Source organism: Cognatilysobacter xinjiangensis (assembly GCF_014651995.1).
GTDB lineage: Bacteria > Pseudomonadota > Gammaproteobacteria > Xanthomonadales > Xanthomonadaceae > Cognatilysobacter > Cognatilysobacter xinjiangensis.
In genome coordinates this window covers 25984-38770 of record NZ_BMXY01000002.1, presented here as the reverse complement: position 1 = coordinate 38770, position 12787 = coordinate 25984, and the positions used below count along the sequence as shown (strand labels likewise).

The window sequence follows — 12787 nt, the reverse complement described above, 5'->3', positions numbered from 1 at the left end:
ACGCACACCGGTGGCCGAGCCGGTCCCCGTAGAGGTCTATCGCCGCGTCGACGGCCACATGCTGGTGCACGCATGTCCCGACGACCGGCGCGCGCTGCCGCGCGACGGCTGCTACGTCGGCCGCGCGCTGCTGGACGACGTGCGCGGGTCGCAGCGCCTGGGCTACCCGTTGCGGCGCGCGAAGGCGGCCGTGGTGCCGCGCGAGTTCGTCGCGCAGCTGATCTCGGAGATCCAGGTCATCGGCTGAGGCGGCTAGCGCAGCGAGGGCTGACGGGAGACGCCCGCGCCGACCTGCCATGACAGCGCGTGGCTGGCGCCCCCATCGACGTCGATCTTCACGCCGGCGAGCGAACGCGCGATCGTGCACAGCCGTTCGAGCATCGCCGCACCCTCGGCCGGTTCGACACGCGCCGCGAGCGCGTGCGCGGCCTGCACGATCGATGCCGCATCCATCGGCGCGCCGCCGGCGTCCACGGGCCGCGCCAGCATCAGCGCGAACCGCGCCAGCGCGATCTCGACCTCGCCGCGATCCCGTCCATTGCCGATGCCGGCTTCGTCCCTCATGGCGTTCCATGCGCCGTGGAAAGAAGCCTGATGCTAGCCGGAAGCCGCGCGGTCGCGCACGGCCGCTTGGCGTGCGTGCCGGCATCCTCGGTGGGGAGCGCGGGTGATACGGCTGCCGCCTGCCGAACTCGAGTTGCCCGGGGGCCACGACACGCGGCCGGATTCTGCCGCTCAGTCGCCCGACGGAAGCGCCGCCGCCCCGGCACGGCGCGCGACCAGCAGGTCGCGAATGTCGTCCGCGGGCATCGGGCGATGGAACAGGTAGCCCTGGAAGACATCGCAGCCCCAGCCCTGCATCACGTGCAGCTGCGACTGCGTCTCCACGCCCTCGGTCACCACGTGCTTGCCCAGCGTCGAGGCGAGCGCGAGGATCGAGCGCACCACGGGCGCCGTACCCGGCTCGTCCAGCGCGATCACGAACGCACGGTCGATCTTGATGGTGTCCAGCGGCAGGCGCGCGAGGTAGGCGAGCGCGCTGTAGCCGGTGCCGAAGTCGTCGATCGCCACCGACACGCCGCGCTCGCGCAGCGCCTGCAACTGGCGCGCGCTGCCGTCGACGTCCGCGATCAGCAGCGATTCGGTGATCTCGATCTCGAGGTCGGACCAGCCCACGCCGGTCTCCTGCAGCACGCGGCCGATCTCGTCGACCAGCGTGCCCGCGCGCAATTGCTCACTGGATACGTTGACCGCGACGCGGCCGGGCTCCAGGCCCTGCGCGCGCCACGCGGCGATGCGCCGGCAGGTGGCACGCAGCACGAAGGCGCCGAGCGCGTCGATCAGGCCATGGCGCTCGGCCAGCGGCACGAAGCGCGCGGGCGGGATCCAGCCACGCTGCGGATGCTGCCAGCGCACCAGCGCCTCCATGCCGGCCCAGCCGCCGTCGCGCGCGTCGATGCGCGGCTGGTAATGCACGTCGAGCGCGTCGGCGGCGAGCGCGATGCGCAGCGCGGCCACCAGCTCGACCTCCTCGCGCGCGGCCTCGTTCATGCCGTCGGAATACAGCGCGAAACGCCCGCCGCCGTCCTGCTTGGCGCGATACATCGCCACGTCGGCCTTGCGCACGAGGTCGTGCGCGCTAGTGCCGTCGGCGGGATGGAAGGCGACGCCCGCGCTGTAGCGCACCGACATCACGTGGTCGCCCAGCGAGACGGGCAACGCGAAGGCCTCGTCGATGCGCGCACGGATCGCGTCGAGCTGCTCGGCATGTTCGACGGCATGCAGCAGCAGCACGAATTCGTCGCCGCCGAAGCGCGCCACCATGTCGCCCGGCCGCAGCGCGCCGCGCAGACGCGCGGCCACTTCCACCAGCAGACCATCGCCCAGCGCATGGCCGAGGCCATCGTTGACGGACTTGAAGCGGTCGAGGTCCATGAACACCACCGCGAATGCGCCGCCCGCCGTCGCGATCGCCGCATCCAGCGTTTCGGTGGCGGCGAGCCGGTTCGGCAGCCCGGTCAGCGCGTCGTGCCGGGACTGGTGCACCAGCCGGCGCTCGCGCGCCTCGAGTGCCAGCGCGATCGCGACGCGGTCGGCGAGCTGGCGCGCGGCGTCAAGGGTTTCGGCCTCGGGCCCGTGCGCGTCGTCGGCGACGAGGAGCACCAGCGCCTGCGGCTCGTGCGGTGCACCGATGCGCAGGCGGTGCGCACGCGCGTCGATGCCGTCCTTGCCCTCGTGCGGGACGCGGTGCCAGTGCCCATCGTGGGGATCGGCCGCGGCATCGGCGAGCAGGCGCACCACGCGCTCGCGATCCAGGACGCGGCCCGGCGCATCGGCCGGATGCACGCCGGGCGCGTTGCCGGCCGAGGGCTCGACCACGATCGCCGCGTCGGCGATGCCGGGCAGCGCGCGCAATTGCCCGGCGACACGCGCGAGCAGCTCGTCCAGCGCTTCGCGCGAGACGATGCCGCTGTCCACCTCCGACAGCCCGTGCAGCCGCGCGAGCTGCCCGCCGATGCGCTGCTGCATCTCGTCGAAGGTGGCCGACAGGGCCGCGAGTTCGTCGGGGGGCCGACGCGGCGTCGACGCACGCGAGCCGGAGAAGGTGCGGATGCGATCGATCAGCGCTTCCAGCGGCACCAGCGTGCGGCGTATCTGCACCAGGCTCATCAGCATCGCCATCAGCAGGACGCCGGCGGCCAGCAGCGCGAAGGCGTACAGGCGCGTGGCGGCGTTCGACGTCGATTCGCGCACCGCGTCGAAGCGCCACGGCTGCGCGCCGAACTGGTGCAGGTCGAGGTCCCAGGAAGCCCGCAGCATGCGCGCCGGGGCATCGACGCTACCGGCGCAGCCCAGCGACTGCCCACCCGCATGCACGCAGACGCGCGTGCCCTCGACGACGTCCTCGTCGGGGTGCCACAGGTAGTGCGGCGACAGCACGCCTTCGGAGATGCGTATCGAACCGTCGGCATCGGTGCGCACCGCCCGCAGCACCACGCGGGTGAGGCGCGTGGCGGGATCGGTCCATACGCGCAGGCGCGGCTGCGTGGCCGCGTCGACACCCGCGGCCTGTGCGCGATGCGTGACCGCATCGAACACGCGCACGTCGTCGGGCAAGGTGCTGCTGTCTGACACGGCGATGCGCGCCAGCAGCGCTTCCGCCGTCTGCAGGCGGCTCAGCAGCGTGAATGCGACGAAGCGCGTTTCGGCCCGCAGGCTGCGCTGCTCCGAGCTGTCGACGACGCGATCGGCCTGCCGCCAGGTCAGCCAGAACACCAGCACCGCCGGCACGAAGGCCATCGCGCAGAACATCAGGAAGATGCGCCGCGCCAGCCGGCTTCTCAGCCACGTGCCTTCGATGCGGAGCCCCGCGGGCCTGCCCATGCGGTCAGAAGTCCTCGGCCAGCCCGATGTAGCTGCCGGCGCGTGCGCGGATCACGTCGTCCAGGCTGTCCTTCTGGCTGATCTGCGTCTTGAACACGCCGTTGCGGCCCGCGCTGAACAGGTCGAAGTCGGAATTGAGCGGATTGAGCTTGTGGTCCTTGCGCGCACTGCCCTTGCTGCCTTTGATGCCGGCCAGCAACGTGTAGTGGTAGGGATTCCCCCAGGGGTCGAGGCGTCCGTCGTAATTGAACTGGTCAAGCGACGTGGGATAGTCACGGTGAACGGTGAGGTAGCGCTCGATCAACACATCGAACTCTGCGATGTCGGCCTTCGCCTTCCCTACTCGTCCCTTTTCGACCGCCGACGTATATGCACTGCTGGCGATCATGGTCAACACACCCATCACCGCAAGGCCTAGCATCAGCTCGAGCAGCGTCCAGCCGCCGCGGCGCGAAAGCTTGGGGTGCTGCGGACCACGCGTCATGTCGCCTCCGGAAGATCCGCCGTCGTGGGCAGGCATCCCGCCTGCCGCGCCGTGAAGGCATCGACGCCCATTCGCAATGCTGCCGGCCATCCTGCCTTACCCCGCCCCCCGGGTCATGGGCCATCGGGCCTGTTCGTGCCCGGCGTCCCACGTTCGAGGCTCTAGAGGTGGGTATCGGCATCCGGGCCGGCGACTTGAGGTTGGAGCGGAAGACGCTACCGGGAGTAGCCAGCCTGTTTCGACAGTCAGGGCTTTTCGCGAGGGCTCTCCGGCGCCGCGCGCTCCCGCGCCAGCCATCGCCGTTCCGCGCTCAGCAACTCGCGGGCCTCGCGGTCGCGCGCGATGAGGTCATCCGCGAGCGCGCGGTGCAGGGAGACGATCACCGCTACCAGCAACAGCGCGAACGGCAGCGCCGCGACGATCACCACAGCCTGCAGCGCCTCCAGCCCGCCGGCCAGCAGCAGGGCCGCGGCGATTGCGGCCTGAAGCAAACCCCAGGTGAGCTTGCGGGCGAAGCCGGGGTCGCCCGCGTGCCCGCTCGACATCTGCGCCAGCACCAGCGTCGCGGAATCGGCGGAGGTCACGAAGAAGCCCGCCAGCAGCACTACCGCGGCCCAGGACAGCAGGGTCGTCGCTGGCATGCCATCGAACATCGCGAACAGCACGTGCTCGTAGCCGGCTGACAACGCGCCGGCGAGGTCCACTCCGCCGAACATCTGCTGGTGAAGCGCGGTGCCGCCGAAGGTCGCGAACCACAGGAAGCTCACCATCGCCGGCGCGAGCACCACGCCTGCGACGAACTGGCGCACGGTGCGGCCGTAGGAGATGCGTGCGAAGAATGCGCCCACGAACGGCGCCCACGAGATCCAACAGGCCCAGTAGAAGACGGTCCACTCGCCCACCCAGGTACGCTGCGAGAACGGCGTCATGCGCAGGCTCATGCGCGGCAGCGCGTCGAGATAGCTGCCCAGTGTCGTGGTCAGCGTCTCGAACAGGAAGGCGGTGGGGCCGAGTACCAGCACGAGCGCGAGCAAGGCCGCGGCGAGGTTGATGTTCGAAAGCCACTTGATGCCGCGCGACAGGCCACTCGCCGACGACGCCATGTACAGCACGAAGGCGACGGCGATCACAGCGATCTGCGTCGACACGCCGGTGGGCACGCCGGTGAGGTCGCCGAGGCCGGCGGCGATCTGCGCGGCGCCCAGCCCGAGCGTGGTCGCCACGCCGATCGCGGTCGCGACCACGGCGAAGATGTCGACGATGCGCGTCGCGCCGCCATGCCGTCCCGCCAGCGGCTCGAGCAGGTCGCTGGCCAGCCCGCGTCGCCCGCGGTTGTGCTGGAACCACGCGATGCCCAGGCCCATCAGTGCGTAGATCGCCCACGGGTGCAGGCCCCAGTGGAAGAAGCTGTAGCGCATCGCCGCCGCCGCGGCCTCGGGCGTCGCCGCCGTGAGGCCCTCCGGCGGCGCGAGGAAGTGCGACAGCGGCTCGGCCGCGCCCCAGAACACCACCCCGATGCCCATACCGGCCGAGAACAGCATCGCGAACCAGCTGCCTGCCGAGAAATGCGGCTCGGCATCCTCGCCGCCGATGCGCAGCGTCCCCAGCCGCCCGAGGCCGACCCACAGCAGGAACACCAGCACGGCGAACACGATCACCAGATACAGCCAGCCGGCCCATCCGAGCGTCAGCGCCTGCAGCCGCGTGCTGGCGTCGCCGAATGCTTCGGGTGCAGCGATCGCGGAGACGACAAGGAGCGCGAGCAGCACCACGGATACGCGGAAGACCATGCGAGCGTCCCATTCCAACCTGTCGCAAGGTTAGGGAAGCCGTCATGCGTGGAACGTGAGCCGAACTTCAGGTTGCGTGGCATGCGAGATCGCTGCAACGGTGAATCGACGTGCCCGGCCCTCGCACGCCCCCATCGGCGCCTGTGCGTGGCGGCCCCGTTTCCGAGCGCGTTTCAGCACATCGCTTGAGGCCCGTTGGCGTCGAGCGTGCAGCCTCCGCTATGCGACCCCGCGCGTCGCCCACTGCGCGAACGCGAGCCATGCATCGGTGCCCGACAGTGCGAGGCGCCCCGGCTGCGAGGCGATCAGCAGCAGGCCGCCCCCGAGCGTCACCGGGTGCAGGCGGCGGCGCGAGCGCAGGTCGTGCAGGGCGAGCGCGACGATGAAGAGGTCGGTGAGCGCGAGGAAGGCGAGCGGCCCGCCACCGGCCACGCCGGGCCAGCGCGCGATCGCGGCCGGCAAAAAGTTGATCGTGCCGAGCAGCATCCAGCGCTTGTGCGCGGGCAGGTCGCGGCGACGCACGATCGCGAGCGCGACGAACAGCCCGAACAGCGCGACGTCGAACAGCGGTACGACGAGGAAACGCAGCGGCGGCACGGGGACGCCGACGAAGCCGGTGGCACGCGATGCCGCGGTCAGCGCGCCCCATAGGCCGAGCACCACCATCAGCGCGGCCAGCCCCGCACCGAACACGCCCATGCGCCGGTGAAGGCGCGTGCGGCCCGTCGCCACCAGCCGCGTCTGCACGACGAACAGCAGCAGCCACGCGGTGGCGACCGCGCCGTGCACGTAGAAGATCGTCTCGTGGGGCGATGCCGCGTCGGGAAACAGCGGGCGCAGGAAGAAGGTGCGCGAGAAGCCGACGAGCACCGCCAGCAGGATCGCCAGCGCCATTCCCGAGTAGAAGCGCCGCTCCGCCGACACTGCCGCCGGCGTGATCACCAGGGTCGCCATGCATCTGCTCCGTTGCGGTTCGGACGAGTCTAGGCACGCATTGGCGGGTCGCTGGCGACCGACGGTCGGCCGCTGCGAAGGCGTCGCGGGCCCGGACGTCGACATCGATTTCGGTGCAATCCGCCCGGGCGACGCCGGCTTGAGCTCGTGGCGGCAGCTCATCGATCCTTGCCAGCTATCGGAACGCCGGTTCTGCTCATGCAGCTGACGTAGCCGTCTACGCAGGACATCGTGGTGCACGAAGGCGAGCCGAGCGCGGCCCCGGCTTCCGGCACAGGCCGTTCCGCGTCGCGCCGCGTACAACGCTGCAGGATCGCAGTGCACGTGCGCTGCGCACGCATCGGAGCCGACCATGCACGCCCTCGCCCAAGACCCTGTCCGCGTTCCCGCGCCCATCGCGGGCCGCCTCGCGGTCACCGCCGTCGTTGCGATCGCGGAAGCCGCGCATCTGGCGTGGGAGGCGACCCACGGCGGCATCGTGAGCCACCACATGCTGGGCGACCCGTCGATGCCCGCGATGTGGAACGGCTGGGGCCTTCTGGTGCTGCCCGCGATCGCATGGTTCGCATCGGCCCGGCTAGTGCATTCCTCGGGCGGCAGCTGGCGCCTGCAGCCTGCAGCACTGCTGCGACTGGCCGCGGCAATGTGCGCAGGCATCGCGATGTCGGCCGCCTTCGCCGCCGGCCGCAGCGACATCGCCGGCTACGTGCTGCTCGGCATCGCGCTGTCCGGCCTGTTCGTGCGTGTCTACCGCATCGAGTACCTGCTGGGCTTCGCGCTGGGCATGGCCTACACCTTCGGCGCGCTGATCCCGACGATCATCGGCGCTGCCATCGCCCTCGCGTCGGCCGCGATCTGGTTCGGGCCGTGGCGAATGGTGCGATACGTGGTGCGGCGTGCGGGCCGGTAGGTACGGCCGGCGACGGATGCAGGTAGCGCATTCGAGCTTCCCGAAAGCGGGAAGCCGCTGCGACGTCTTTCCCCGCGACCACGACGCCGACCGGCGTTTCCCGCTGCCGCCCGAGGCGCGTCGCAACGGGGCTTGTAGGCACGTGTGAGGGACCGGCCAGTCCTACTTCTCGAGCTCGTAGACCACGTCCAGCGTCACGGAGAGCACGTTCTCGCCGGGCGCGATCGGCGCGCTCGCGTCGGCGGCCGCCGCCTGCTCGACGATCGCGCCGCGGCCGAGCATGGGCTGCGGGACACCGCGGCCGCCCGTCTCGTCGATGCTGACGATGCGCGTCACCCGCAGGCCCAGGCGCTTCGCGTACGCATCGGCGCGGGCACGGGCCTTGGCCAGCGCCTTCTCGCGCGCCTTGTCGAGCACCGCGTCCTTGTCCTCGATGTCGAACATCGGCCCGTTGATCTGGTTGGCGCCCGTGGCCACCAGCGCGTCGAGGATCTCGCCCAGCCGCCCGATGTCGCGCACGGTGACGTTCACCGTATTGGACGCGTAGTAGCCCTTGATGCGCGGCGGGCGGTTGGCGACGTAGGCGTAGTCGGGGTTGAGGCTGACGCCACTGGTCTGCACGTCCTTCGCGGCGATGCCGGCGCCTTCGATCGACGCCACCACCCGCGCCATCTGCTCCGCGTTGCGGCGTATCGCGCTGTTCGCATCGGGCGCCAGCGACACCACCCCGGTCGAGAGCATCGCCATGTCCGGTGCCTGCCGCGCCTCGGCCTGCGCGGAGACGGTCACCAGTGTGCCGCCGGACGACTCGGACTGCCCCGGCGAGGACTGTCGAGTGCAGCCTGCAGTAGCGAGCAGCAGCAGCGCCAGAAGGCCGCCGGAGCGCAGCGGGGCGGACGACATGAAGTGACGGTGGCTGGGCATGGAACGTTTCTCGCTTTAGGTCGAATCTTCAACGACCGGGCCGGCGAGATGGGGTCACGCTGCGCGATGCGCGTGCGGCCGGGTGCGACCTTGCGGCGCTGGCTCCGGAAACGGCCGCCTGGTCCTTTCCCAAGACCCTGTTTCCGACGAAGTCGATTGTTCCTGCTGCCGAACAGGCCGAGCAACGAGTGCGCTCGGCCCCGCCCGACCTACAGGTCACCAGGCGCTGCAGACGGCCGTCATCGAGGTGACGAAGTACCAGCCCTGGTTATTGCGACGGTAGATGTCGGCGACGTAGCCCTTGCGCCCGTAGAAGTCGTTCGTCAGGCCGACGACCACGTGCTTCTCGCAATAGCTGCCACGCGGCGAGCAGTCGCCGTACAGCTTCGTGGCACCCAAGCCCGGGCAGGCGGCCTGTGCCGCCGCGGGCAGCAGGAACGCGGCACCGAGAACAGCGGCCGACAACGAACTGGAGAACCACGACGAAGCCTTGCGCATGGGGACAATTCCTTTTCTGGCTACGGATACTCGATGCGACCCGGCGTGGCGATGCAGGGCAGGCCGGAGTGCAGTTCGACATGCGCATCGCATCGAATGAGTCGGCACGATATCGAGGCAAGCGGTAAAGAGACCGCGAAGGCCATGTGCGCATCTCGTCCAGCGTCACCCAATTCGGTGCGCGTGCGGTGCCTGCGCTTGTCTCTGCTGCTCTGCCAGCTGTTGCGTTTGTCTCGCTGCGGGATCGAGCGCTTCCAAACGCTTGAGCACCTCGATCGGTTCCGCCTGCATGGCGTCTGCGGTCTTCATGTGGGCCACGCGGTTCGCCGGGTCGCTCAGACCGCCTTGCACGACAAACACATGCTCGCCGCGGCGGACGTTCGGGCCCTCGGTGCTGACGACGACGTGGTCCACCGATGTAAGGCCATTCGCCTTCGCCAATCCCAACAAGGCATAGGACATGGATTCGCTGCGCGCATCGGGCTGCCGGCCGTGCGCCCTGTCCAACCGCGCCACGCCGTCCCGAACCTGATCGAGCAACGCGGCATCCTCGCGGCTCAGGTGTGCACGCGGCGCCTGCCCGGCAGGCGGATGCGGGGCCTCTCCCGCTGGAGCGCCGTCCACCGCCTGCCCAGCGGGCACGTTGCGCGTGGGCCGCTGCTCACGTTGCCGTTGGGGACGTGCTTCCCAACCTTCTTCGGTGAGAACCGAGCGAGGCCCGCCCGGCGCCTGCACGCTCAGTTCCCCGGCGGCGGACAGCTCGACGCGCGCCATTTCGGCGCGTGCGGATTCGTTGATGCCGGTGATGAGCACTCGACCCGGGCGTGCGCCGCTTTCGACCGCTTGCAGGATCGATCGGCCAGCCGCGGGGTTGCGCATCACCGCGTCCAACAACTGCACATCGGGCTCTGTGCTGAAGCGGTCGGAGAGCCCGACGTTTCCGTTGCCGTGGATTTCCTGTCGCCACGCGCGGCTGATCGCTCCGTCGCCGGTCTCGAGATCATTGAGCAGGCGCACCGCCGTGAGAGCGTTGTCCCGCCCCGAAATGAGCGCGGCGCGATTGGCGGGGGCGCGTGCGCTGACGGTGTCGACCCACGTGGCGAGTTCCGTCGCCGTCGTTTCCCCGCCTTGCAGGTGCCGGATCATCTCGCGGCCCCGCGCTTCGCCCTGATTGAACCGTTTCGCGGTCATGGCGACGATCTCGGCCGCCTGCTCGGGATCGTCGCGCCGCATGCGTTGGAGCCAGTCGATCTCGGAGAGCGGTCGCCCGACGTTGTCCCACTTGTAGGCGATCTGCTCCTGATCGAGCCCGTTGACGAAGGCGCGACCCGCATCTGAACGCAGATAGCCGTCGAGCCGGCTCCGTTCCACCGCGGTAAGGGCATTGCCCTGTTGCCCGGCGGTTTGCAGGCGCCGCGTCAGCGATGCGATTTCCGCGGTCGTGAATCGCTCGCCCGGCGGTGCCGAGGCCTGATAACCGTCGAGCAGTTCAGGAACCTTGTGCCCACGGCCCCGCTGGCCGAAGTCCCACTGCATGAAGCCGACCGACCAGCCGGACTGGCCACTGCTGTGCGTCAGCCTGTAGGCGGGATAGGTATTCGTTTCGCTGCCACGGCCGATGGCGTTGTAGGCAATGGCCTCGAACGTCTGTCGATCGAGCGGGTCGTAGACGTACGTGTCTTCGTTGTAGGGCATGTCGTCCTCCTTGACGGGTGAGCGTGGTTACACGAATCAGGGTTCCGCCGACCGGCGGCACGCGTCGCGGACCTGAGCGAGGACCTCGCGGCTGGCGGCATCGTCGACCTTGCGCAGCTGATCGCGATCCGGAACGAACGCAGGCTCGCCGTTGGTTGCGGCCTCCGGAATATCCAGCGTCGTCCAGCGGATGGCACCGGATGAGGCATCGAGGCGGGCGCGGGTCAGGCTGTGGTTGCGGCCGCTGCGGATCTCCACCGTGGCGGTGTCGCCCTTCGCGCTGCCGACGATGGACGGCATCCCGCCTTCATCCATCCGATTCTGCCGGGCGTCCGCGCCGTAATGCGTTCCGCAGACACGGTCACCGTCCTGCACGAGATAGGCGGTAAACGTCGCGCAGTCCGTGTCGCGTTGGCCGGCGTCGCACCAGTCGACCTTCCAGGCGCCAGCGAAGCGCGCCGCTTCGGGTGCAGAACCGTCGGCATTCACCGATGCGCAGCCCTGCGCGCATGCAGCGGTCATGAGGGCCAAGGCGAGAAAACGAGCTGAGTGATGCATTGCGCCTCCATACGCGATGACGGGTATATCGTCGTGCCTCAATCATCAGGGCTGCGGCCCGCCGCGCCAAGTCATTACTTGAATTGGGGTTCTCCGCAGGGCGGCCGGCTCATGCCGCCTGCAACCAGAGTTCAATTCGACACTGGCCTGTCTTTCAGCGAGCGTGTCGGTCATCGAAGGGCATAGGTCACCTTCGTTCCGGCGATCGCGATCTTGCCCGCCTTCTGCAGGCTGGCAATCACTGCCTTGATCGCGGCGGCGTCGAGCTTCGCGGGTTGGAAGTGCGCGCCGATGAAGGCGGCCAACGTGGAGGTCTTCGTCGAGCGCGTGCTTTTCTTGAGATAGCCCACGATCTTCAATGCACGCTCATCCGTGACCGTATCGACTTCGCCGCCGCGCCGTTGGGTTCCGGCAGTACAACCACTGTTAGCGCCTTCGACTTCTTCGCCACCGGCGGCGCCTTGATCGCGGGCGTCGCGCCTGGCGGAGCGGGAATGTCGGCGATGCGCCTGCACGCGATACCCCTGTCCTTCAGGTGCCGGATCAGCGGATCGAAGCCGGTGTCCTTCGAGACGATGACGAACGACGCGCCCGGCTCGCGCGCGGAAATGTGACCGATCGCCCTCCCCGGTGGCGTCCCGAGTGTGCCGCCAGCGCCCGGCCCGGGCGACCGCCCGTCCGTCCGTGGTCCGAACAAGGACATGGCGCGATGCATGACCTTCTACTCCGGCCGTGTACCGGGCGGCGACCCGGGGTACCTCATGCATTGAGCTAGACTCGACCGGCCCTCGCGGGCGCAACGCATGGGTCACTTGTTCCCGATGGAAAACACGATGGATTCCGTGTCGCATGGCGCCCCCGCGGGCGCGCACCCCGAGCGCCTTAGCTTCCGCTTCTTCGTCCACGAGCTGCAGCACTATCTGCACCTGGAGAAGGGCCTTCTGCACACGTTCGTCGATCTGCTCGTCCGCCCCGGGTCGCTGCTGCGCGGCTACTTCGACGGAACCCGCCGTCGGGAGTACACCAATCCCATCGCGTACGGACTGATGGCGGCCGCCGCGTCGCTGATCGCCTTCAGTACGTACCAGAAGGCGTACGTGAGCTGGATGCGCGCGCAGATGACGACGGTCACGCCGGCGGGCATGCCGGACGGCTTCGTCCAGGCCTATATGGAGAACATCTTCGCCGTGACGCAGCGCAGCGCGGTCACGAGCTTCCTGCTGGCCGTCCCGTTGGCACTGTCGGTATGGCTGCTGTTTCGCAGCGCGCGCTTCAACCTCGCCGAAGCGTTCGCGTTCGCGTTCTATGCCGTCGGCACGTATCTCTTCGTGTATGCGATCGGCGTCAGCCCGATCGTCTACGCTGCCCATGCGTGGACGTTCGCGCAGTACTCCGGCTTCGCACTCCAGGTGATCGTGCCGATCTGGCTCGGGCTGCGCCTCTTCGGGGGCAGGGTCGTGAACGTGCTGAAGCTGCTGCTGGCGGTCGGCGTGAGCGTTTTCGTCGGCTATATGGTGATTATCGTGGGCGTCATCACGTATACCGTGGCGACGATGCACTGAGTCGGCACCACAGGCACGGAAAGACTCC

The 12787-nt window shown here is 69.2% G+C and carries 14 protein-coding genes; 3 read left to right on the top strand and 11 right to left on the bottom strand.

The genetic code is table 11. From position 1 onward, the window contains the following. Positions 1 to 10 precede the first annotated feature (10 nt). On the top strand, positions 11 to 247 hold the full coding sequence (locus IE066_RS08595) for a hypothetical protein (RefSeq protein WP_189448964.1): 237 nt from the start codon (positions 11 to 13) through the stop codon (positions 245 to 247). Positions 248 to 252: 5 nt separating this feature from the next. Here IE066_RS08595 and IE066_RS08590 read toward each other — a convergent pair whose 3' ends face one another. The 5 genes from IE066_RS08590 to IE066_RS08570 form a co-directional block, all read right to left on the bottom strand. After that, positions 253 to 564, bottom strand: a complete 312-nt coding sequence (locus IE066_RS08590) for a hypothetical protein (RefSeq protein ID WP_189448961.1) — start codon at positions 562 to 564, stop codon at positions 253 to 255. A 171-nt stretch (positions 565 to 735) separates the two neighbouring features. Beyond that, positions 736 to 3384 carry a putative bifunctional diguanylate cyclase/phosphodiesterase gene (locus IE066_RS08585; RefSeq protein ID WP_189448959.1) on the bottom strand — a complete coding sequence of 883 codons (2649 nt, stop codon included), beginning with the start codon at positions 3382 to 3384 and terminating at the stop codon, positions 736 to 738. 4 nt (positions 3385 to 3388) lie between these two features. Beyond that, entirely contained in the window at positions 3389 to 3868 is a 480-nt protein-coding gene (locus IE066_RS08580) for a type IV pilin protein (protein WP_189448957.1), read from the bottom strand. A gap of 245 nt (positions 3869 to 4113) precedes the next feature. Continuing rightward, positions 4114 to 5658 carry a BCCT family transporter gene (locus IE066_RS08575; protein ID WP_189448955.1) on the bottom strand — a complete coding sequence of 515 codons (1545 nt, stop codon included), beginning with the start codon at positions 5656 to 5658 and terminating at the stop codon, positions 4114 to 4116. A gap of 219 nt (positions 5659 to 5877) precedes the next feature. Beyond that, entirely contained in the window at positions 5878 to 6612 is a 735-nt protein-coding gene (locus IE066_RS08570) for a hypothetical protein (protein WP_189448954.1), read from the bottom strand. 352 nt (positions 6613 to 6964) lie between these two features. On the opposite strand from IE066_RS08570, the gene IE066_RS08565 reads away from it, so the two are divergent. Beyond that, on the top strand, positions 6965 to 7522 hold the full coding sequence (locus tag IE066_RS08565; RefSeq protein WP_189448952.1) for a hypothetical protein: 558 nt from the start codon (positions 6965 to 6967) through the stop codon (positions 7520 to 7522). A gap of 162 nt (positions 7523 to 7684) precedes the next feature. Here the strand turns inward: IE066_RS08565 and IE066_RS08560 are convergent, their stop codons facing one another. From IE066_RS08560 to IE066_RS08535, 6 genes are all read right to left on the bottom strand, one after another. Beyond that, entirely contained in the window at positions 7685 to 8446 is a 762-nt protein-coding gene (locus IE066_RS08560) for an SIMPL domain-containing protein (protein ID WP_229790750.1), read from the bottom strand. A gap of 216 nt (positions 8447 to 8662) precedes the next feature. Continuing rightward, a complete protein-coding gene (locus IE066_RS08555; RefSeq protein WP_189448951.1) occupies positions 8663 to 8944 on the bottom strand; it encodes a hypothetical protein in 282 nt (93 codons plus the stop codon). A 165-nt stretch (positions 8945 to 9109) separates the two neighbouring features. After that, a complete protein-coding gene (locus IE066_RS08550; protein WP_189448950.1) occupies positions 9110 to 10639 on the bottom strand; it encodes an XVIPCD domain-containing protein in 1530 nt (509 codons plus the stop codon). A 36-nt stretch (positions 10640 to 10675) separates the two neighbouring features. Next, positions 10676 to 11170 carry a hypothetical protein gene (locus tag IE066_RS08545; RefSeq protein ID WP_189448949.1) on the bottom strand — a complete coding sequence of 165 codons (495 nt, stop codon included), beginning with the start codon at positions 11168 to 11170 and terminating at the stop codon, positions 10676 to 10678. Between the two features lie 197 nt (positions 11171 to 11367). Continuing rightward, a complete protein-coding gene (locus IE066_RS08540; RefSeq protein WP_189448948.1) occupies positions 11368 to 11556 on the bottom strand; it encodes a hypothetical protein in 189 nt (62 codons plus the stop codon). Next, the gene (locus IE066_RS08535; protein ID WP_189449724.1) at positions 11553 to 11912 is read right to left on the bottom strand and encodes a hypothetical protein; all 360 of its coding nucleotides are present in this window, start codon (positions 11910 to 11912) and stop codon (positions 11553 to 11555) included. The genes IE066_RS08540 and IE066_RS08535 overlap by 4 nt, the downstream gene beginning before the upstream one ends. Before the next feature lie 118 nt (positions 11913 to 12030). On the opposite strand from IE066_RS08535, the gene IE066_RS08530 reads away from it, so the two are divergent. Next, the gene (locus tag IE066_RS08530; RefSeq protein ID WP_189448947.1) at positions 12031 to 12759 is read left to right on the top strand and encodes a DUF3667 domain-containing protein; all 729 of its coding nucleotides are present in this window, start codon (positions 12031 to 12033) and stop codon (positions 12757 to 12759) included. Positions 12760 to 12787 lie beyond the last annotated feature (28 nt).

Bases quoted from the DNA above. Each gene is read 5' to 3' on its own strand.
- IE066_RS08590 (WP_189448961.1), bottom strand. From the start codon at position 564: ATGAGGGACGAAGCCGGCATCGGCAATGGACGGGATCGCGGCGAGGTC.
- IE066_RS08585 (WP_189448959.1), bottom strand. From the start codon at position 3,384: ATGGGCAGGCCCGCGGGGCTCCGCATCGAAGGCACGTGGCTGAGAAGC.
- IE066_RS08580 (WP_189448957.1), bottom strand. From the start codon at position 3,868: ATGACGCGTGGTCCGCAGCACCCCAAGCTTTCGCGCCGCGGCGGCTGG.
- IE066_RS08575 (WP_189448955.1), bottom strand. From the start codon at position 5,658: ATGGTCTTCCGCGTATCCGTGGTGCTGCTCGCGCTCCTTGTCGTCTCC.
- IE066_RS08570 (WP_189448954.1), bottom strand. From the start codon at position 6,612: ATGGCGACCCTGGTGATCACGCCGGCGGCAGTGTCGGCGGAGCGGCGC.
- IE066_RS08565 (WP_189448952.1), top strand. From the start codon at position 6,965: ATGCACGCCCTCGCCCAAGACCCTGTCCGCGTTCCCGCGCCCATCGCG.
- IE066_RS08560 (WP_229790750.1), bottom strand. From the start codon at position 8,446: ATGCCCAGCCACCGTCACTTCATGTCGTCCGCCCCGCTGCGCTCCGGC.
- IE066_RS08555 (WP_189448951.1), bottom strand. From the start codon at position 8,944: ATGCGCAAGGCTTCGTCGTGGTTCTCCAGTTCGTTGTCGGCCGCTGTT.
- IE066_RS08550 (WP_189448950.1), bottom strand. From the start codon at position 10,639: ATGCCCTACAACGAAGACACGTACGTCTACGACCCGCTCGATCGACAG.
- IE066_RS08535 (WP_189449724.1), bottom strand. From the start codon at position 11,912: ATGCATCGCGCCATGTCCTTGTTCGGACCACGGACGGACGGGCGGTCG.
- IE066_RS08530 (WP_189448947.1), top strand. From the start codon at position 12,031: ATGGATTCCGTGTCGCATGGCGCCCCCGCGGGCGCGCACCCCGAGCGC.